This is a genomic window from Pseudomonas sp. NBRC 100443, assembly GCF_030268185.1.
GTDB lineage: Bacteria > Pseudomonadota > Gammaproteobacteria > Pseudomonadales > Pseudomonadaceae > Pseudomonas > Pseudomonas citronellolis.
On sequence record NZ_BSQE01000022.1, the window covers coordinates 78,548 to 98,196 of the forward strand.

Consider the following 19,649-nt stretch of genomic DNA (forward strand, 5'->3'; position numbering starts at 1 on the left):
GCGTGCAAATTTATTTACGAGCGTAAACAAAATCGATCAGGCCGTTCGTTTATCTGCTCAGCTGTCAGCCCCGGGCCCAGGCAGGACGATGGCCGGGTGCCATTGTTTGGTGGGGAGAGGGGAGGCGTCGTCCCGGCGGACCCGGCGGGACGAATGGGGCGCTGCGCACCGCGCCGGTGCGTCACCGCGCTCGCCTGGCGTCACTGGGCGTAACGCCGGCGGAAACGAAAAAGGCGAAGCCCGTGGCTTCGCCTTTTTCCGTTTCGCGCGGGGATCAGTGCTTGCGCGGCACCGGCTTGAGCAGCTCGGCGGGCGGCATCTCGCAGGTGATCTTGCGGCCCAGCAGCTCTTCGATCGGCGGCAGGGCGAAGGCGTCGTCCTCGCCGGCGAAGCTGATCGAGGTGCCGGTGCTGCCGGCGCGGCCGGTACGGCCGATGCGGTGCACGTAGTCGTCCGGGTCTTCCGGCAGGGTGAAGTTGATCACGTGGCTGATGGCTTCGACGTGGATGCCGCGGCCGGCCACGTCGGTGGCCACCAGCACGCGGATCTTGCCTTCGCGGAAGCCTTCCAGGACCTTGATGCGCTTGTGCTGCGGCACGTCGCCGGACATCTGCGCGGCGCTGATGCCGTCCTTGGTCAGGCGTTCCTCGATGCGGCGGACCTCGTCCTTGCGGTTGGCGAAGACCATCACGCGGGTCCAGTCGTTCTGCGCGATCAGGTTGTACAGCAGCTTGTACTTGTCGCTGCCGGCCACGGCGTAGACGTGCTGCTCGACGGTGTCGCTGGCGACGTTCTCCGGCTCGATCTCGACGATGGCCGGGTCCACGGTCCACTGCTTGGCCAGGTTCATCACGTCGTCGGTGAAGGTGGCGGAGAACAGCAAGGTCTGGCGCTCGCCCTTGTACGGGGTCTGGCGGATGATCTGGCGGACCTGGGGGATGAAGCCCATGTCGAGCATGCGGTCGGCTTCGTCCAGCACCATCACCTCGACCATGTCCAGGTGCACCTCGCCGCGCTGGTTGAAGTCCAGCAGGCGGCCGGGGGTGGCCACGAGGATGTCGCAGTAGCGCGATTCGAGGGTCTTGAGCTGCTTGTCGAAGTCCATGCCGCCGACGAAGCTCATGACGTTCAGCCCGGTGTACTTGGCCAGGCCCACGGCGTCCTTGGCGATCTGCACCACCAGCTCGCGGGTCGGCGCGATGATCAGCGCGCGCGGCTCGCCCATGTAGCGTTCCTTGGGCGGCGGCGTCTGCAGCAGCTGGGTGATGATCGAGATGAGGAAGGCGGCGGTCTTGCCGGTGCCGGTCTGGGCGCGGCCGATGGCGTCCTGGCCCCTGAGGGTGAAGCCCAGCACCTGCGCCTGGATCGGCGTGCAGTAGGGGAAACCGAGGTCGTGGATGGCGTGCATCAGCCGCGGGTCGAGGTTGAAGTCGTGGAAGCGCGTCTTGCCTTCGGCCGGCTCGACCACGAAGTCTTCCAGCTTCCAGTTGTCCACCACCTGCGCCTTGGGCTTGCGCTCGCGGCGCGGGCGCTCGGTCTTCTCGGTTTTTTCGCGCGGCGGCTTGTCGGTGCGCTCGGCCTTCTCCGGGCGGTCGCCGCCGCGGTCCTGGCGTTCGCCGCGCGGCTTGTCGCCCTTGGGCGGGCGCGGCGGCTTGTCGTTGCGTTCGCCTTCGGGGCGGGGAGCGCGCGGTTTGCGCGGGCGCTGTTCGCCGTCCTGGCTGGCGGCTGCGGGGGAGGAGGGGGCTGGGGTGGGCGTTGCGGCGGGCTGCTCGCCCTCGCCCTTGCCGAAGATTTTCTTGAGTGCCTTGAGCACGGTGATCTCGTAGTGGTTAAGGATTGAACGGCCGTCAGTGTAAAGCAAGTTGCCAGCCAGGCGAAATCCGTGCGTTGGGGGCGTCGGCCAAAGCCTGCCGTGGATCAGCCGCAGAGGCGGTTGCGGCCGTGCTGCTTGGCCCGGTACAGGGCCTCGTCGGCGCGCCGCAGCAGGCCCTGCAGGCTTTCCTGCAGGTGCATCTCGGCCACGCCGAGGGACACGGTGACGCCGGGCAGGGCGCCCAGCGGGGAATAGAAGGAGTCGATCTGCTCCAGGCTCATGCGCAGGCGCTCGCCGATGGCGCGGGCCTCGTCCAGGCTCACTTCCGGCAGCAGGATGACGAATTCCTCGCCGCCGAAGCGCGCCATGCTGTCCTTGGGCCGCAGCTGGCTGCGCAGGGTGTGGGCCACCAGGCAGAGGGCGTAGTCGCCGGCCAGGTGGCCATGGCGGTCGTTGTAGTCCTTGAAGTGGTCGACATCCAGCATGAGCATCGCCAGCGGCTGCTCGTTGAACGCGCAGCGGGTGCTCTCGCGCTCGTAGACGTGCTCCAGCCAGCGCCGGTTGAACAGCCCGGTGAGGGTGTCGATGTTGGCGTTCTGCTCGGTGTTGAGGATGATCCGGTTGCCCTGGCGCACCCGCGCGCAGAGCATCTCCAGCAGGTTCTGCATCAATTGCGGGGAGTGCTCGAACAGGCTCAGCAGCGCCTCGCGGTGCAGGCGCAGCACGCGGGTGGCCTCGGTGGCCACCACGTAGGCCGACGGGTGGTCATGGTCGATGAAGCTGATTTCCCCGGCGCAGTCGCCGCTGCCCAGGGTGGACACCGGGGAGTTGTCCAGGGAGCCGAGGTAGACCTTGAGCTGCCCTTCGAGCACCAGGTAGAGGAAGTGGTTGCGGTTGAAGGGCGAAAGCAGGACCTCGCCGGCCTCCAGCTCCAGCGCGCGGAATTCGTTGAGCAGCCGCTGCAAGGCGGTCCCGGCGACGTTCTGGAACAGCCGCAGGTGGCGCAACTGCTGGATATCCTGCTGCCACTGTGTCGGCTTCATGGCTGATGGGGCTTTCGACAGGTTCCGCTGAGGGGCACGACGACTCTCCGTAGTCTGGTTCGTCCTTCGGGAACTTCAGTATTAATGACTTTTGCGTACTGGCAATTCGCTGGCGTGGTGGACCGACCAGCGGTCGGCCCAGCCTGACGACTATCCCGCGAGAGGCCCGCAATGCGCCGTCACAGGCGCTCGCGCAGCCAGGCGGCGATGTCGGCGATCTCCTGGTTGCTGACTTCGTGGGCCATGGGGTAGTCGCGCCACTGCGCGGCCACGCCCTGCCGCTGGAGAAAGTCGTAGGCGGCGCGGCCCATGGCGGGCGCCACCACGTCGTCGTAGGTGCCGTGCAGGCACAGCGCCGGCTGCTGCTTCTTGGCCTCGGGCAGTTGCAGGTCGTCGTCGAAGGTCGGGCCATAGGTGGACAGCGCCATGACCCCGCCCAGCTCGCCCGGCCAGCGCAGGTAGCCGGTGTGCAGCACCACCGCGCCGCCCTGGGAGAAGCCGGCCAGGACGATGCGCCGCTGCGCGATGCCCTGGGCCAGTTGGCCCTCGATCAGCGCGATCACCGCGTCGGCCGAGGCGTCCAGCTGCGCCTCGTCGATGGCCCGGGCCGGCGCCATGGCCTTGATGTCGTACCAGCTGGGCGCCGGCATGCCGTTGAACACCGTCACCGGGCGGGTGGGCGCCTGGGGCAGGATGAAGCGGGTGCGCGGCAAAACCTTCTGCAGCATGCGCGCCACCGGCTCGAAGTCGTAACGGTCGGCGCCCAGGCCGTGCAACCAAATGACGCACGAGTCGGCCGGCTGGGTGGGTTCGAGTAGCAGGGGTTGGCTCATTGGGGGCTCCAGGATGGGGCATGTGCGCCGCAAAGGCGCGCACACCGGAAAAAGGATCGGCGAATCTGCGAAAAGGATGTCGCTTTGCCATAACTTATCGACTTGACCTTCGCCGAAACGAGGGGCGGGAGGCATTCTGGTACGGCCCTTGCTAACTCAGGCACCAGGCTGCGATCCGTCCCGCCGGCGTAACACTCTATCCGACCCCCATCCGGAAACCAGTGCCGTCGGCGGGGCGGGCAGCCCATTGAACAGGCCGCCAAGGTGAGGGCGGCCCCCGCAATACGTCCGGCTCGCGTCATCCGCGAGCGGGGCAGCCTGGGCGGCGAAGCGGACGTATCCGCAGAGCCGGCTAGACTGACCTAAGGTTTCCACTTCGATGCAAGGTCCGGAGCAGACCGTGCGGCGCCTCACAAGGGCGAGTGGGCCGGGACTCCAACACGAATAAAAGCAAACTGGAGGTGATCGATGAAGATGGTGAAATCCACACTGGCGGTGCTGACCGCTCTGAGCGTCCTCGGGCTCAGCGGCATGGCCCAGGCCGGCGCCACCCTGGACGCGGTGAAGAAGAAGGGCTTCGTGCAGTGCGGCATCAGCGACGGCCTGCCGGGCTTCTCCTATGCCGATTCCAAGGGGGTCTACAAGGGCATCGACGTCGATGTCTGCCATGGCATCGCCGCCGCGGTCTTCGGTGACGCCAGCAAGGTCAAGTTCACTCCGCTGACCGCCAAGGAGCGCTTCACCGCGCTGCAGTCCGGCGAGATCGACGTGCTTTCGCGCAACACCACCTGGACCAGTTCCCGCGACAGCGCCATGGGCCTGAACTTCGCCGGCGTGACCTACTACGACGGCCAGGGCTTCCTGGTGAACAAGAAGCTCGGCGTGAGCAGCGCCAAGGAGCTGGACGGCGCCACCGTGTGCATCCAGGCCGGCACCACCACCGAGCTGAACCTGTCCGACTACTTCCGCTCGAACAACCTCAAGTACACCCCGATCACCTACGACACCTCCGACGAAAGCGCCAAGTCGCTGGAATCCGGGCGTTGCGACGTGCTCACCTCCGACCAGTCGCAGCTCTACGCGCAGCGCATCAAGCTGGCCAAGCCGGACGACTACGTGGTGCTGCCGGAAGTGATCTCCAAGGAGCCCCTCGGCCCGGCCGTGCGCCAGGGCGACGAGGAATGGTTCGACATCGTCCGCTGGACGCTGTTCGCCATGCTCAACGCCGAGGAGCTGGGGATCGACTCGAAGAACGTCGAGCAGATGGCCAAGTCCTCGAAGAACCCCGACATCAACCGCCTGCTGGGCGCCGAGGGCGACTACGGCAAGGACCTGAAGCTGCCGAAGGACTGGGCGGTGCAGATCGTCAAGCAGGTCGGCAACTACGCCGAGATCTTCGAGCGCAACGTCGGCGAAGGCAGCGAGCTGAAGATCAAGCGCGGCCTCAATGCCCTGTGGAACAAGGGTGGTCTGCAGTACGCACCGCCGGTGCGCTGACCTCCCACAGCCCGCGCCCGGATCCTGGGCGCGGGCCCTGTTTCGAACGACGTGAGGTCCCCCGCGCGGTCACGGGCGTAGCCCCGTGCCCGCCGGGGCGGCCTGCGAGAGGGCTTACATGCAGAATTCCGTCAAAGCCCGGCGCCCGCGCGGCCTGTCGCTCAGCGACCCGGCCGTGCGCGCCTGGGCCTTCCAGATCATCGCCGTCGTCGCCGTGGTGGCGTTCGGCTGGTTCCTCTTCGACAACACCCAGACCAACCTCGCCCACCGCGGCATCCAGTCCGGCTTCGGCTTCCTGGGCAACAGCGCCGGCTTCGGCATCTCCCAGCACCTGATCGACTACAGCGAGTCCGACACCTACGGGCGGGTGTTCTTCGTCGGCCTGCTCAACACCCTGCTGGTGACCGTGATCGGCATCGTCCTGGCGACCATCATCGGCTTCGTCCTCGGCGTGGCCCGGCTGTCGCCGAACTGGCTGGTGCGCAAGATCGCCACGGTGTACATCGAGACCTTCCGCAACATCCCGCCGCTGCTGCAGATCTTCTTCTGGTACTTCGCCGTGCTCGCGCAACTGCCCGGGCCGCGGCAGAGCCTGAGCGTCGGCGGCCTGCTGTTCTTCAACAACCGCGGCATGCAGATGCCGGCGCCGGTGGCCACCGAGGCGCTGCCGGCGTTCCTCATCGCAGTCCTCCTGGCCATCGTCGCCTGGGCCGTGCTCTGGCGCTGGGCCAAGGTGCGCCGCCACGCCACCGGCAAGACCTTCCCGGTGTTCCTCACGGGCCTGGCCACGCTGATCGTGCTGCCGGCGCTGACCATCCTGGTGGCCGGCGTGCCGGTGCACTGGGACGTGCCGGTGCTGCAGGGCTTCAACTTCCGCGGCGGCTGGGTGGTGATCCCGGAGCTGGTGTCCATCGTCCTGGCGCTGTCGATCTACACCGCCGCCTTCATCGGCGAGACGGTGCGCGCCGGCATCCAGGCGGTCAGCCACGGCCAGACCGAGGCCGCCGGCTCCCTGGGCCTGCGCCCGGGGCAGACGCTGCGGCTGATCATCATCCCGCAGGCGCTGCGGGTGATAGTGCCGCCGCTGACCAGCCAGTACCTGAACCTGGCGAAGAACTCCTCGCTGGCCGCCGGCATCGGCTACCCGGACATGGTCTCGCTGTTCGCCGGCACCGTGCTCAACCAGACCGGCCAGGCCATCGAGACCATGGCCATCACCATGAGCGTGTACCTGGCCATCAGCCTGAGCATCTCGCTGCTGATGAACTGGTACAACAAGCGCATCGCGCTGATCGAACGCTAGGGGGACGCCATGGCAAACCATACCTTCAAGCCCGATCTGCCGCCGCCGGCGCTCAGCGTCGGGGTCATCGGCTGGCTGCGCGCCAACCTGTTCTCGAGCTGGATCAACACCCTGCTGACCCTGGTCGGGCTCTACGTCATCTGGCTGATCGTCCCGCCGCTGCTGGAATGGGCCGTGTTCAAGGCCGACTGGGTCGGCGAGAGCCGCGCCGACTGCAGCCGCGAGGGGGCCTGCTGGGTGTTCATCAGCACCCGCATCGGCCAGTACATGTACGGCTTCTACCCTGAGGCGCTGCGCTGGCGGGTGGACCTCAACGTGCTGCTGGTGGTGGTCGGCGCTGCGCCGCTGTTCCTGCGCCAGTTCCAGCACAAGCTCAAGTACGGCCTGGCCTACCTGCTGGCGCTGCCGCTGGTGTCCTACTGGCTGCTGCACGGCGGCTTCCTCGGCCTGGACAACGTGCCCACCAGCCAGTGGGGCGGCCTGATGCTGACCGTGGTGATCGCCGCCGTGGGCATCGCCGGGGCGCTGCCGCTGGGCATCCTGCTGGCCCTGGGGCGGCGCTCGAAGATGCCGGCGATCAAGGTCCTGTGCGTCACCACCATCGAGTTCTGGCGCGGCGTGCCGCTGATCACCGTGCTGTTCATGTCCTCGGTGATGCTGCCGCTGTTCCTGCCCGAGGGCATGAACCTCGACAAGCTGCTGCGCGCCATGGTGATGGTGGTGCTGTTCGAGGCCGCCTACATCGCCGAGGTGGTCCGCGGCGGCATGCAGGCCATCCCCAAGGGCCAGTACGAGGCGGCCGCGGCCATGGGCCTGGGCTACTGGCGGATGATGGGCCTGGTGATCCTGCCCCAGGCCCTGAAGCTGGTGATCCCCGGCATCGTCAACACCTTCATCGCGCTGTTCAAGGACACCAGCCTGGTGATCATCATCGGTCTGTTCGACTTCCTGAATAGCATCAAGCGCGCCACCGCGGACCCGGCCTGGCTGGGCATGTCCACCGAGGGCTACGTGTTCGCCGCGCTGGTCTACTGGGTCTTCTGTTTCGGCATGTCCCGCTACTCCATGCACCTGGAGCGCAAGCTGGACACCGGCCACAAGCGTTAGGAGTTCGTCATCATGTCTGAAGCCAGCAACAAGACCGTCCCGGCCATCGGCGATCACGTGATGATCGAGATGAAGGGTGTGAACAAGTGGTACGGCCAGTTCCACGTGCTCAAGGACATCAACCTCACCGTGCGCCAGGGCGAACGCATCGTCCTCTGCGGCCCGTCCGGTTCGGGCAAGTCCACCACCATCCGCTGCATCAACCGCCTGGAGGAGCACCAGCAGGGCAGCATCATCGTCGACGGCACCGAGCTGACCAACGACCTCAAGCAGATCGAGGCGATCCGCAGCGAGGTCGGCATGGTGTTCCAGCACTTCAACCTGTTCCCGCACCTGACCGTGCTGCAGAACTGCATCCTGGCGCCGATGTGGGTGCGCAAGATGCCCAAGCGCGAGGCCGAGGAAGTGGCCATGCACTACCTGGAGCGGGTGCGCATCCCCGAGCAGGCGAGCAAGTTCCCCGGGCAGCTCTCCGGCGGCCAGCAGCAGCGCGTGGCCATCGCCCGGGCGCTGTGCATGAAGCCGAAGATCATGCTGTTCGACGAACCCACCTCGGCGCTCGACCCGGAAATGGTCAAGGAGGTGCTGGACACCATGATCGGCCTGGCCCAGAGCGGCATGACCATGCTCTGCGTGACCCACGAGATGGGCTTCGCCCGCACCGTGGCGAACCGGGTGATCTTCATGGACAAGGGCGAGATCGTCGAACAGGCGCCGCCGGACCAGTTCTTCGACAACCCGCAATCCGACCGCACCAAGCTGTTCCTCAGCCAGATCATCCACTGAGCCTGCGCGGCGCGGCCCCCGCGGGCCGCGCCGCATCTCTGGCGTCCGAAAGCCGTCCTACGCTCGTCAGCGCCCTTGGCGCTGCGGGTGCGCTTCGGCGTATCCTGGCCTTTTCCACGCCCACCAAGGCCGGCCGGCTGAACTCGGCCGTCGGATCGGTGTTCCGATACCCAGGAGCATCCTGTGGAAACCCACGGATGGGCTATACGTTGAAATAGCTCGCACTGCCGCCTGACTGAAGAGAAGCGCCGTGAACCTGACCCTCACTCCGTTGAACCTGAGCAAAGCCAAGGCCTGGAGCGCCCACGCGGTGACGGCCAGCGGCGTCATCCTGGCCCTGCTGGCGCTGCTCGCGCTGGTCGACAACCGCCCGCAGGCCTGCCTGCTGTGGCTGGGCGCGGCCCTGCTGGTGGACGGCCTGGACGGCACCCTGGCGCGCAAGTTCGACGTCAAGGCGGTATTGCCGCACTTCGACGGCTCCACCCTGGACCTGGTGATCGACTACCTCACCTACGTGTTCATCCCGGCGATCTTCATCTACCGCTACGTGCCGCTGCCGGTGCACAGCGAGCTGGCGATCGTCGGCGTCATCCTGGTGTCCTCGCTGTTCTGCTTCTGCAACGTGAACATGAAGAGCAAGGACAACTACTTCGTCGGCTTCCCGGCGGCCTGGAACGTGGTGGCGGTGTATTTCTTCGTCCTCGGGCCCGGCCCGTGGGTAAGCCTGGTCACGGTGCTGGTGCTGGCGGGCCTGACGCTGACGCGGATGAAGTTCCTGCACCCCTTCCGGGTGCGCCAGTTCATGCCGCTGAATATTGCGGTGACCTTCGTCTGGATGTTCAGTAGCGCGTTGCTGATCCTGCAGCAGCCGGTGGACCAGACCTGGCTGTTGTGGCTGTGGTTCGTGGCTTCGGCGTATTTCGTCGGCGTGTGTGTCTGGCGCACGGCCATGGAGTGGTTCAACTGAGATAGAGCGGGGTGTTCCGGTTTCATCGCAGGGCGGCCGCTCCTATGGCATGAGCGAGCATGGCTCTTCGTAGGATGGGTTGAGCGAAGCGATACCCATCAGCGTCACCGCATGGGTTTCGCAAGCTCAACCCATCCTACGGGGTGTCATATTTGCTGGAAGGTGTAGGAGCGGGCCCTGCCCGCGATTTCGCGCGCAGGGCGCGCTCCTACATTGGAATGGCGTGGGTTGGGCGGCGTAGGAGCGGACTCTGTCCGCGATTGGATTCCCCGGCCACGCCGGACGCCCCGGTGGCACGACCAGGGGCGGATAACCGTGAACGCTCATACGCCCTCCGTCCGCGGGAATGACGGGTTTCAGAACCGTTACGGAGGCGGCACCCGAGCCACCCGGCGAACCCGGTCATGTCTGATAGCACTCCGACAGGGCTCGCCGCGGCGCCTGGCATGCGCTTAAATACCAGGCGAGCCCGCGCAGGAAGCCTCGCCATGATCACCCTGTTCCAGTTCCCCCCGGCCTTCAATGTGCCCAACGTCAGCCCCTTCTGCCTGAAGCTGGAGACTTTCCTGCGCCTGTCCGGGCTGGAATACCAGGTGCAGCACGTGACGGATCCGCGCAAGGGGCCCAAGGGCAAGCTGCCCTTCATCAAGGTCGAGGGGCAGACCGTCGCCGACACCGAGATCATCATCCACGACCTCCAGCAGCGCTTCGCCCTGGACCTGGACGCCGGCCTCGATGCCCGCGGGCGTGGCTGGGCGGTGTCGATCACGCGGCTGTGCGACGAGCACCTGGCGCCGCTGCTGGTGTACTTCCGCTGGCTGGAGGAGGACGGCTGGCGCCAGGTCGCCCCGGTGCTGCTGCGCGGCATCCCGGCGCCGCTGCGGCCGGTGGTCGGCGCGCTGGTGCGCCGCAAGATCCGCGGCGAGATGCGTGGCCGCGGGTTGACCGCCCACAGCCGCGAGGAACTGCTGAGCTTCGCCCGCCAGGACCTCGACGCCCTCGACGGCATGCTCGGCGACCTGCCGTATTTCGGCGGCGCCCAGCCCTGCAGCGCCGATGCCGCGGCCTACGGGATACTCGCCAACCTGGTGCTGTGCACCCTGGAAACCCCCCTCAACCACATGGCGCGCGAATACGAGCGCCTGGTCGGCTACTGCGAGCGCATGCAGCAGCGGGTCTGGACATGACCCAGGCCGAGCCCAAGCCCTGGTTCGTCTACCTGGTGCGCGCCGCCAACGGCGCGCTCTACTGCGGCATCAGCGACGACCCGCAGCGGCGCTTCGAGGCGCACTGCAGCGGGCGTGGCGCGCGCTTCTTCCATTCCAGCCCGGCGCAGGCGCTGGTATACGTCGAGGCCTGCGCCGGCAAGGGCGAGGCGCTGCGCCGCGAGCGGGCGATCAAGGCCCTGGGCAAGCCGGCCAAGGAGCGCCTGGCGCTGGCCGGCGCGGCCCTGGCCATCAGCGCGGCGGATGGCCGTCCATAGCTTCGACCGGGTAGGACCGCGCGCCGCGGCGGAGTAAGCTGGAAGGCCCTCAACGCCGGCCAACGGAGCCCCGCATGTCCGAGCTGATCCTTCACCACTACCCGACTTCCCCCTTCGCCGAGAAGGCCCGCCTGCTGCTGGGCTTCAAGCAGCTGTCGTGGCGCTCGGTGCTGATCCCGCCGATCATGCCCAAGCCCGACCTGCTGGCGCTCACCGGCGGCTACCGCAAGACGCCGGTGCTGCAGGTGGGGGCCGATGTCTACTGCGACACCGCGCTGATCGCCCGCCGCCTGGAGCAGGAGAAGGCCACCCCGGCGCTGTTCCCCGAGGGCCAGGAGTTCAGCGTCGCCGCCTTCGCCGCCTGGGCCGATTCGGTGCTGTTCCAGCACGGCGTGAGCCTGGTGTTCCAGCCCGAGTCCATCGCCGTGCGCTTCGGCAAGCTGCCGCCGGAATTCCTCAAGGCCTTCGTCGCCGACCGCAGTCAGCTGTTCAGCGGCGGCAGCGCCGCGCGCCTGCCGGCCGAGCAGGCGCGCCAGCAGTGGCCGGTGTTCATGGCGCGGCTGGAGCAGCAACTGGCGCGGGAGGAGGGCGACTTCCTGTTCGGCGAGCCGTCCGTGGCGGACTTCGCCGTGGCCCACGTGCTCTGGTTCGTCAAGGCCACCCCGGTGACTTCGCCGCTGGTGGACGCCTATCCGTCCGTCGTGGCCTGGCTGGGCCGGGTGCTCGGCTTCGGCCATGGCGCGCACAGCGAGATGGGCAGCGAGGAAGCCATCGCCGTGGCCCGCGACAGCCAGCCGGCGGCGCTGCCGGACGAACCGTTCAGCGACGCCAACGGCCTGCGGGCCGGCCAGCGGGTGGCCATCGCGGCGACCGACTACGGCGTCGATCCGGTGGAGGGGGAACTGCTGCACATGGGCAGCGAGGAACTGATCCTGCGCCGCGAGGACCCGCGCGCCGGGGTGGTGCATGTGCATTTCCCGCGGCTGGGGTTCGCCGTCGAGGCACGCTGAAACGCAGGAGCCACGGCCCTTGGCCTTTGGCCCGAAAAGCGCCAGCCACGCAATTCCCTTCACGCCATTCCCTTGTAGGAGCGCGCTCTGCGCGCGAATCGCGGGCAGGGCCCGCTACAGCCGGGACAACGGCGGATAACGCCGTAGGCGTTATGCGCCCTACGGGGAATGGCGTGGGTGGGGGACGTAGGAGCGGATCTCATCCGCGAATCGCGCCGGAATGTCCGGCTATCGCGGACAAGGTCCTACGGTTCCAGGAAGCACGGCTTTTCGTAGGATGGCGTTGAGCGGAGCGATACCCATCACTCCGGCAGCATGGGTATCGCAAGCTCAACCCATCCTACGAAAAGCACCTCGGCGCAAGACAGTTGCTCCTACGACCGTGCTTCCTGGACACGTAGGAGCGGACTCCGTCCGCGATTCGCGGTTATTTGCGCCGCTTGAGCTGGTCGTGCAGCTGCGTCGGCAGCCCACGGATGATCAGCATGTCGCGCTCCTCGTCGTACTCCACCTTGCTGCCCAGCAGGTGCGCCTCGAAGCTGATCGACAGGCCCTCGGCGCGGCCGGTGAAGCGGCGGAACTGGTTGAGGGTGCGCTTGTCCGCGGGGATTTCCGGGGCCAGGCCGTAGTCCTTGTTGCGGATATAGTCGTAGAAGGCCCGCGGCGCCTGGTCGTCCATCAGCTCGGAGAGCGCGTCCAGGGCCATCGGCTCGCCCAGGCGCGCCTGGCTGGTGGCGTAGTCGACCAGGGTGTCGGTCTTCTCGCGGGCCTGCTCTTCGGGCAGGTCCTCGCTTTCCACGTAGTCGCTGAAGGCCTTGAGCAGGGTGCGCGTCTCGCTGGGGGCGTCGACGCCTTCCTGGCAGCCGATGAAGTCGCGGAAGTAGTCCGAGACCTTCTTGCCGCCCTTGCCCTTGATGAACGAGATGTACTGCTTGGAGGTCTTGTTGTTGCGCCATTCCGAGCAGTTGATCCGCGCCGCCATGTGCAACTGGCCCAGGTCCAGGTGGCGCGAGGGCGCCACTTCCAGCGCCTCGGTCACCGCCACGCCCTCGCTGTGGTGCAGCAGGGCGATGCTCAGGTAGTCGGTCATGCCCTGCTGGTAGTGGCAGAACAGCACGTGGCCGCCGGTGGAGAGGTTGGATTCCTCCATCAGGCTCTTCAGGTGCTCCACGGCCTGGCGGCTGAAGGCGACGAAGTCCTTGCCGCCGTCCAGGTACTCGGCCAGCCAGCCGCTGAACGGGTAGGCGCCGGACTCTTCCTGGAACAGGCCCCAGGCCTTGTTCGGCTTGGCGTTGTAGCTTTCGTTGAGGTCGGCCATGAGGTTCTCGATGGCCTGGGAGTCGCCCAGTTCGGCGTCGCGCGCGTGCAGCGTGGCGGGGTTGCCGTCGGGCTTCTTGTCGATCAGGTGGACGATGGCGTGACGAATCGGCATCTCGGGCTCGGCTCTGGACGATGGTGGCAAAGCCGCCAGTTTACCCGAGCGCGACGCGCCACGCTCACCCGGCCTTGTCCAGCGGCGCCTCGCCGTCGCGTTCGCGGCGGTTGCGGCGCAGCTGGCGCAGGCGGCGGATCACGTAGTTCAGGTGCAGGTGCAGCTCGTACAGCTCGTTGTAGTACGACAGCGGCACCTCCACCCGCGACAGCTCGGCCTCCAGGCTCTCCAGGCGCTCGACCTCGCGGCTGAGTTCCGCGCTGCCGGTGTGCTCGTCCAGGCGCCGGTCGATTTCCCGCAGGTAGCGGTACCAGCGGTAGATGCGCGCGCGGATGCGCCAGCGGTACAGCGGGCCGATGGACTTGAACAGCGGGATGAGGATGGCGATGAAGGGGATCAGCAGGATGATGTAGCGGTCGGCCAGGGAGGCGATGCGGAACGGCAGGAAGCGCTGCAGCAGCGGCAGGCCGCTCTTGTAGTAGCGCTCGGCGTCCTCGTTCAGGCGCAGGGTGCGCGGCTCGGCGGCGGGGAAGGCGCCGGGGGCGTCGAGCAGGCTGCCCTGGCGCATCGCCTGGCGCGCGGCCTGGAGGATCAGCGGCGTCAGCGCCGGGTGGAAACGCTCGTTGATCACCAGGGTGGCCACCGGCGACAGGGTGGTCAGGTTGCGGTGCGGCACGTTGTGTTCCAGGTTCAGCAGGCCTTCGCCCACCTCCAGGCGCTTGAGGAAGCGCAGGCGCGCCTCGTAGGCGTCGGCGCGGCGGAAGCCGGCCAGCAGCAGTTGCTCGCTGGCGGCCAGGCGCTGGATCAGCGGGTTGTCCGCCGGGCCGACGAAGAAGGCGGCGTCCAGGCTGCCGGCCAGCAGCGCGTCGGCGGCGCTGTCGCCGCCGCTGGCCTGCCAGCCGGCGGGGTGCTGTTCGTCGCCGATGCCGTTGGCCTGGAGGATGGCCGCGGTGATCGCCTCGGTGCCGCTGCCGCGGCTGCCCAGGGCCACGCGCAGGGGCAGCAGGTCGGCGATGCGGTCGATGTGCACGTCGCGGCGTTGAAACAGCCACAGCGGCTCCTGGAACATGGCGCCGAGGGTCTGCAGGCGCTGCCGTTGCCCGGCGGCGAGCTGGCGTTCCTGGCCGCTCTGCACCAGGGCGATGTCCACGCCGCTGTGCTCGTCCAGCAGCAGGTCCATGTTCTGCCGCGAGCCGGCGCTGGGCACCAGCTTCAGCTCGAAGCCCTGTTCGGCCAGCTCGGCCCGCAGCTTTTCGCCGAAGGCCGCGTAGCCGCCGTCAGGGGCGCCGGTGGCGAGGGTCGCGCTCATCGGCGGCGGCGGCGCGACGAAGTAGAAGACCGCGGCCACCAGGGCAGCCAGCACGGGCACTATCCACAGGTTGGCGCGCACCAGGATGGCGAGGTCGCGGAGCATGTTGAGCAGGCGTTGCATGGTCTGATTCCCGGCCGGCGTTCCTTCAGGATAGCCAGCCTGGCGCGGGCGCACCCCGGAAGCGGGTATCATCGCCGGCTGGATCAGACAGCGGGACAGCAGGCGCATGCGCATCCTCCACACTTCCGACTGGCACCTCGGCCAGCACTTCATGGGCAAGAGCCGCGAGGCCGAACACCGCGCCTTCTGCCGCTGGCTGGTGGAGCGCGTGCGCGAGCACGACGTGGACGCGGTGATCATCGCCGGCGACGTGTTCGACACCGGCGCGCCGCCCAGCTACGCCCGCGAGCAGTACAACCGCTTCATCGTCGAACTGCGCGAGACCGGCGCCAGCCTGGTGGTGCTGGGCGGCAACCACGACTCGGTGGCGATGTTGGAGGAGTCCCGCGAGTTGCTGGCGGTGCTCGGCACGCGGGTGATCGCCGCCGCCGGCGCCGACCTCGACCGGCAACTGCTGGTGCTGCCGCAACGCGACGGCACGCCGGGCGCGGTGCTCTGCGCCATTCCCTTCCTGCGCCCGCGCGACCTGCTGGCCAGCCAGGCCGGGCAGAGCGCCCAGGACAAGCAGCTGGCCCTGCAGCAGGGCATCCAGGCGCATTACCAGGCACTGTTCGCCCTGGCCGAGGCCAAGCGTGCCGAACTCGGTGGCAAGCTGCCGATAGTCGCCACCGGGCACCTGACCACGGTCGGCGCCAGCGCCAGCGAGTCGGTGCGGGAAATCTACGTCGGCAGCCTGGAAGCCTTCCCCACCAGCGCCTTCCCGGCGGCGGACTACATCGCCCTGGGGCACATCCACCGGCCGCAGAAGGTCGGCGGCCTGGAGCACATCCGCTACTGCGGCTCGCCCATCGCCCTGAGCTTCGACGAGGCGCGACAGGCCAAGGAAGTCTTGCTGGTGGACCTCGACGAAAGCGGCCTGCGCGCGGTGACGCCGCTAGCCGTGCCCTGCTTCCAACCCTTGCAGTCGCTGGCCGGCGACCTCGACAGCCTGCCCGCGGCGCTGGCCGAAGCCGCCAGCCTGGGCACTCCGGAACGCCCGGTGTGGGTGGAAGTGCTGGTGCGCAGCGACGACTACCTGAACGACCTGCAGGCGCGCCTGGAGAAGCTCTGCGAGGAGTTGCCGGTGGAAGTGCTGCGCACCCGCCGCGAACGTGGTAGCCAGCAGGTGGGGCTGTTCGGCGAGGCGCGCGAGACCCTCGACGAGCTCTCCGCCGAGGACGTCTTCGAACAACGCCTGGACGCCGAGCAGTTGGAACCGCCGCTGCGCCAGGAGCTGGCCGGGCTGTACCGCCAGGTGGTCGCCGAACTGCAGGAGGAGCAAGCCTGATGCGCATCCTCAGCCTGCGCCTGAAGAACCTCAACTCGCTCAAGGGCGAGTGGAAGATCGACTTCGCCGCCGAGCCCTTCGCCGGCAACGGCCTGTTCGCCATCACCGGGCCCACCGGCGCCGGCAAGACCACCCTGCTGGACGCCATCTGCCTGGCCCTGTACCACCGCACGCCGCGCATGGGAACGCTGTCCAAGGGCAGCAACGAACTCATGACCCGGCATACCGCCGAGTGCCTGGCGGAGGTCGAGTTTGAAGTGAAAGGCCAGCGTTATCGTGCTTTCTGGAGCCAGCGCCGGGCCCATGGCAAGGTCAGCGGCGCCTTGCAGGATGCCAAGGTCGAGCTGGCGCGCATTGCTGTTGCGGGCGGCGAAGGCGAGATCCTTGCCGAGAAGGTCAGCGAAAAGCTGAGCCGGATCGAGCAGCTCACCGGCCTCGACTTCGGCCGCTTCACCAAGTCCATGCTGCTGGCCCAGGGTGGTTTCGCCGCCTTCCTCGAAGCCAGCGCCAACGACCGCGCGGCCCTGCTGGAAGAACTCACCGGCACCGAGATCTACGGGCTGATTTCCCAGCGCGTGTACGAGCGCAGCAAGGCGGCGCAGAACGATCTGGAATTGCTGAAGAGCCGTGCCGAAGGCATGGAGCTGCTCAGCGAGGAACAGCGCGGCGAACTGCGGGCCGAGGCCGAACGCCTGCTGGCCGAGGAAGCCCCGCTGCTCCAGCGTCAGGCCGAATTGCAGGCCCAGCGCCGCTGGCGCGAGGACCTTTCTCGCGCCGAACAACAGCACCAGCAGGCCGTCGCGCGCGAGCAGCAGGCCCGCGACGCCCTGCTCCAGGCGGCCCCCGACCTGCAGCGCCTGGCCGCCAGCGAGCCGGCGGCGCGCCTGCAGCCCCTGCATGCAGCCTGGCAACAGGCGCGCCAGGCGCTGGAACGGGACGAAACCGGCCTGGCGGACCTGCAACGCCAGCAACGGGACTGCGCGGAGCAGGCCGTGCGCAGCCTGTGGCAGGCCAGCCAGTACAGCGCGCAGTGGGCGGGGCAGCGCCAGCTCGCCATCGATGAACTCGCAACGCAGCGCCGCGAAGTACAGGCGCAGCTCGCCGCGCACCCGCAACGTGCCCGCCTGGGTGAACTGCTGGGTGGCTGGCGCGCGCAATTCGCCCAGCGCGAACAGCTCGGCGGCGAACTGCAGGGCGCCCGCGCGCGCCTAGAGCAGGAAGCCTCCGCCATCCAATCCTTGCACTGCCAACTCACCGCCCAGGGCCAGGCCCTGGCCGACGCCGGGCAGGCGCTGGACGCGGCGCGCCAGGCCGAGGCGCAGCAGCAGGCGCGCTTGCAGGCCCTGCTGCAAGGCGCCGGCGAAAGCGCCCTGCGTGAGCGCTGGCAGCAACTGCAGCAGCAGGGCAGGGCACTGGACCGCCTGCAACAGCTGGCGCAGAGCCGCGAGCAGGCCAGCGCGCAGGCTGCCCGCCTGCAACCCCAGCTCGATTCGCTGCAGCAACGCCAGGCGCAGAAGGAAACCGCGATCGCCGAACTGCGCGAGCGCTACAAGGCGCTGAAGCAGCAGGTCGCCGACAAGGAAAAACTGCTGGAGCAGGAGCAGCGCATCCAGGCCCTGGAGGCCTACCGCGCACAACTGCAGCCCGGCGAAGCCTGCCCCTTGTGCGGCTCCCACGAGCACCCGGCCATCGCCAGCTACCAGGCGCTGGACGTATCGCAGACGCGCCGTGCCCTCGACGAATGCCGCACGGCCCTGGCCGCTCTGGAAAGCGACGGCGTGGCGCTGCGCGACGAACTCTCCGACGTGACGGCCCAGGCGGCACAGGCTCGGCAACAGCTGGAGCAACTGCGCGAACAACTGCACCAGCTCGATGCCCAATGGCAGCGCCAGTCGGCCGAACAGCACCTCGCCATCGAGGATGCCGCCGGCCTGGCCGCGATCCGCCAGGCCCAGGAGCAGGCCTTGGCCGACCTGCAGGAGCGCCTGGCGGCGCTCGATGCGTTCAAGGGCGAATTGCAGCAGGCCGCGAGCGCCCGCGAGAGCGCCGAGCGCAGCCATGCGGCCGCGCTGCAGCAGGAGGCCCTGCTGCGTCGCGACCTGGACAACGCACAGCAGCGCCAGGCGGAACAGCAGCAACGCCTGGAGCAACTGCAAACCCAGGCCGAACGCCAGGCCGCCGAGCTGCTGGCCAGCCTCGACGGTTTCGCCGCCGCCTTGCCTGAGCAAGGCGCAGCCTGGCTGGCCGAGCGCGAAGGCGAATGGCGCGCCTGGCAGCAGGCCCAGCAACGGGACCAGCAACTGCAGGAGGCCGAGCGCGAAGCCGGGCGCCTGTTGCAGGAAGCCGAAGCGCAGGCCGGGCAGTGGCGCGAACGCTGGAGCGCCAGTGGCGAGCAGGTATTGCCGGAGCCGGCGCCCGAGGCGCAGCCGCAACAGGCCCTGCAAGCGGCGGAGGCGGCCCTGCAGGCGGCGCAGCGCCAGGCCGATGCGCTGCTCGGTCGCGAGCAGAGCCTCGCCGTGCACCTGGAGCAGGCGCGCACGACTCTGGCTGAATGCGAGCGAGCCTGGCAGCAGGCGTTAGCTGAAAGCCCGTTCGCCGACCTGGCGGCCTTCCTCGATGCGCTGCTGGAGGATGGCGAGCGCCAGCGCCTGGGCGAACTCAAGACGCGCCTGGACACCGCGCTGACCGAAGCCGTGGCGTTGCGCGTCGCCGCCGAGGAGGCCGAGCGCCAACTGCGCGCGCAACCGCTGGGCGAACTGGAGCTACCGGCCCTCGACGGGCAGTTGCAGGCCCTCGCCACCCAGCTGCGCGAACTGGGCCAGCGCCAGGGCGAAGTGCGCGCGCAACTGCAAGGCGACGACGCCCGCCGCGCCAGCCAGCAGGCGCTGTTCGCCGAGATCGCCGCGCAGGAGGCGCACCACGATCTCTGGCAACGCCTGAACGGCCTGATCGGTTCCGCCGATGGCGCCAAGTACCGGCGCTTTGCCCAGGGCCTGACCCTCGACCACCTGGTGCACCTGGCCAACCGGCAACTGCAGCGCCTGCACGGCCGCTACCAACTGGCGCGGCGCAGCGACGGCGAGCTGGAACTGGAGGTGGTGGACACCTGGCAGGGCGACGTCGCCCGCGACTGCCGCACCCTTTCCGGCGGCGAGAGCTTCCTGGTCAGCCTGGCGCTGGCCCTGGCGCTGTCCGACCTGGTCAGCCACAAGACCAGCATCGATTCGCTGTTCCTCGACGAAGGCTTCGGCACCCTCGACGGCGAGACCCTGGAAGTGGCGCTGGACGCCCTCGACAGCCTCAACGCCAGCGGCAAGAGCATCGGCGTGATCAGCCACGTCGAGGCGCTCAAGGAACGCATTCCCGTGCAACTCAAGGTGCACAAAGGTGTCGGTATGGGGTACAGCCGCCTCGATGCGTGCTTCGCCGTGCAATCCTGAGCCTTGCCCGGCGTCATTGCGCCGCACGTTGGGCGGCGCGACGACTTGCAATCGAAGCGCGGCGAGGTAGGCTCAAGAGCGCACTCTTGGCTGTGAGAGGAATAACGCAGGGAGTGCGTCAGGCTCGTCCCGGACCGCCAGTTTCGGCACGCACAGGGGCGGCATCCACAAGACCC

The 19,649-nt window shown here is 68.2% G+C and carries 15 protein-coding genes; 10 read left to right on the forward strand and 5 right to left on the reverse strand.

Translation table 11 applies throughout. The features are described 5' to 3' along the window. Window positions 1-274: 274 nt before the first annotated feature. The 3 genes from rhlB to QSJ95_RS25195 all read right to left on the reverse strand — a co-directional run bounded on the left by rhlB (window position 275) and on the right by QSJ95_RS25195 (window position 3,689). Window positions 275-1,813 (reverse strand): ATP-dependent RNA helicase RhlB, encoded by a 1,539-nt coding sequence (rhlB, locus tag QSJ95_RS25185; protein WP_009616114.1) that lies wholly within the window; start codon window positions 1,811-1,813, stop codon window positions 275-277. Window positions 1,814-1,917: 104 nt separating this feature from the next. Beyond that, on the reverse strand, window positions 1,918-2,856 hold the full coding sequence (locus tag QSJ95_RS25190) for a GGDEF domain-containing protein (RefSeq protein WP_009616115.1): 939 nt from the start codon (window positions 2,854-2,856) through the stop codon (window positions 1,918-1,920). A 179-nt stretch (window positions 2,857-3,035) separates the two neighbouring features. Further along, on the reverse strand, window positions 3,036-3,689 hold the full coding sequence (locus QSJ95_RS25195) for an alpha/beta hydrolase (RefSeq protein ID WP_285646082.1): 654 nt from the start codon (window positions 3,687-3,689) through the stop codon (window positions 3,036-3,038). A 468-nt stretch (window positions 3,690-4,157) separates the two neighbouring features. Between QSJ95_RS25195 and QSJ95_RS25200 the strand changes: the two genes are divergently transcribed. The 8 genes from QSJ95_RS25200 to QSJ95_RS25235 all read left to right on the forward strand — a co-directional run bounded on the left by QSJ95_RS25200 (window position 4,158) and on the right by QSJ95_RS25235 (window position 11,842). Beyond that, window positions 4,158-5,186 (forward strand): amino acid ABC transporter substrate-binding protein, encoded by a 1,029-nt coding sequence (locus QSJ95_RS25200; protein ID WP_043273082.1) that lies wholly within the window; start codon window positions 4,158-4,160, stop codon window positions 5,184-5,186. A gap of 118 nt (window positions 5,187-5,304) precedes the next feature. Continuing rightward, window positions 5,305-6,489 carry an amino acid ABC transporter permease gene (locus tag QSJ95_RS25205; protein ID WP_043273080.1) on the forward strand — a complete coding sequence of 395 codons (1,185 nt, stop codon included), beginning with the start codon at window positions 5,305-5,307 and terminating at the stop codon, window positions 6,487-6,489. A gap of 9 nt (window positions 6,490-6,498) precedes the next feature. Continuing rightward, window positions 6,499-7,596: an amino acid ABC transporter permease gene (locus QSJ95_RS25210; RefSeq protein WP_043313461.1), complete on the forward strand. Its 1,098-nt coding sequence runs from the start codon at window positions 6,499-6,501 to the stop codon at window positions 7,594-7,596. A gap of 12 nt (window positions 7,597-7,608) precedes the next feature. After that, window positions 7,609-8,382 carry an amino acid ABC transporter ATP-binding protein gene (locus QSJ95_RS25215; protein ID WP_009616120.1) on the forward strand — a complete coding sequence of 258 codons (774 nt, stop codon included), beginning with the start codon at window positions 7,609-7,611 and terminating at the stop codon, window positions 8,380-8,382. A gap of 250 nt (window positions 8,383-8,632) precedes the next feature. Beyond that, window positions 8,633-9,349 carry a phosphatidylcholine synthase gene (gene pcsA, locus QSJ95_RS25220; protein WP_009616121.1) on the forward strand — a complete coding sequence of 239 codons (717 nt, stop codon included), beginning with the start codon at window positions 8,633-8,635 and terminating at the stop codon, window positions 9,347-9,349. Between the two features lie 488 nt (window positions 9,350-9,837). Next, on the forward strand, window positions 9,838-10,536 hold the full coding sequence (locus QSJ95_RS25225; RefSeq protein WP_061562635.1) for a glutathione S-transferase C-terminal domain-containing protein: 699 nt from the start codon (window positions 9,838-9,840) through the stop codon (window positions 10,534-10,536). After that, on the forward strand, window positions 10,533-10,832 hold the full coding sequence (locus QSJ95_RS25230; RefSeq protein ID WP_043313457.1) for a GIY-YIG nuclease family protein: 300 nt from the start codon (window positions 10,533-10,535) through the stop codon (window positions 10,830-10,832). The genes QSJ95_RS25225 and QSJ95_RS25230 overlap by 4 nt, the downstream gene beginning before the upstream one ends. A 74-nt stretch (window positions 10,833-10,906) precedes the next feature. After that, the gene (locus QSJ95_RS25235; protein ID WP_285646098.1) at window positions 10,907-11,842 is read left to right on the forward strand and encodes a glutathione S-transferase family protein; all 936 of its coding nucleotides are present in this window, start codon (window positions 10,907-10,909) and stop codon (window positions 11,840-11,842) included. A 427-nt stretch (window positions 11,843-12,269) separates the two neighbouring features. Here QSJ95_RS25235 and yejK read toward each other — a convergent pair whose 3' ends face one another. Continuing rightward, window positions 12,270-13,274: a nucleoid-associated protein YejK gene (gene yejK, locus QSJ95_RS25240; protein ID WP_043273068.1), complete on the reverse strand. Its 1,005-nt coding sequence runs from the start codon at window positions 13,272-13,274 to the stop codon at window positions 12,270-12,272. Window positions 13,275-13,338: 64 nt separating this feature from the next. After that, window positions 13,339-14,706, reverse strand: a complete 1,368-nt coding sequence (locus QSJ95_RS25245; RefSeq protein WP_285646103.1) for a TAXI family TRAP transporter solute-binding subunit — start codon at window positions 14,704-14,706, stop codon at window positions 13,339-13,341. 106 nt (window positions 14,707-14,812) lie between these two features. Between QSJ95_RS25245 and sbcD the strand changes: the two genes are divergently transcribed. Together sbcD and sbcC are read left to right on the forward strand one after the other, a co-directional pair. Next, the gene (gene sbcD / locus QSJ95_RS25250; RefSeq protein WP_285646106.1) at window positions 14,813-16,033 is read left to right on the forward strand and encodes an exonuclease subunit SbcD; all 1,221 of its coding nucleotides are present in this window, start codon (window positions 14,813-14,815) and stop codon (window positions 16,031-16,033) included. Continuing rightward, the gene (gene sbcC / locus QSJ95_RS25255) at window positions 16,033-19,473 is read left to right on the forward strand and encodes an exonuclease subunit SbcC (RefSeq protein WP_285646109.1); all 3,441 of its coding nucleotides are present in this window, start codon (window positions 16,033-16,035) and stop codon (window positions 19,471-19,473) included. The genes sbcD and sbcC overlap by 1 nt, the downstream gene beginning before the upstream one ends. The last annotated feature ends 176 nt before the right edge of the window (window positions 19,474-19,649 follow it).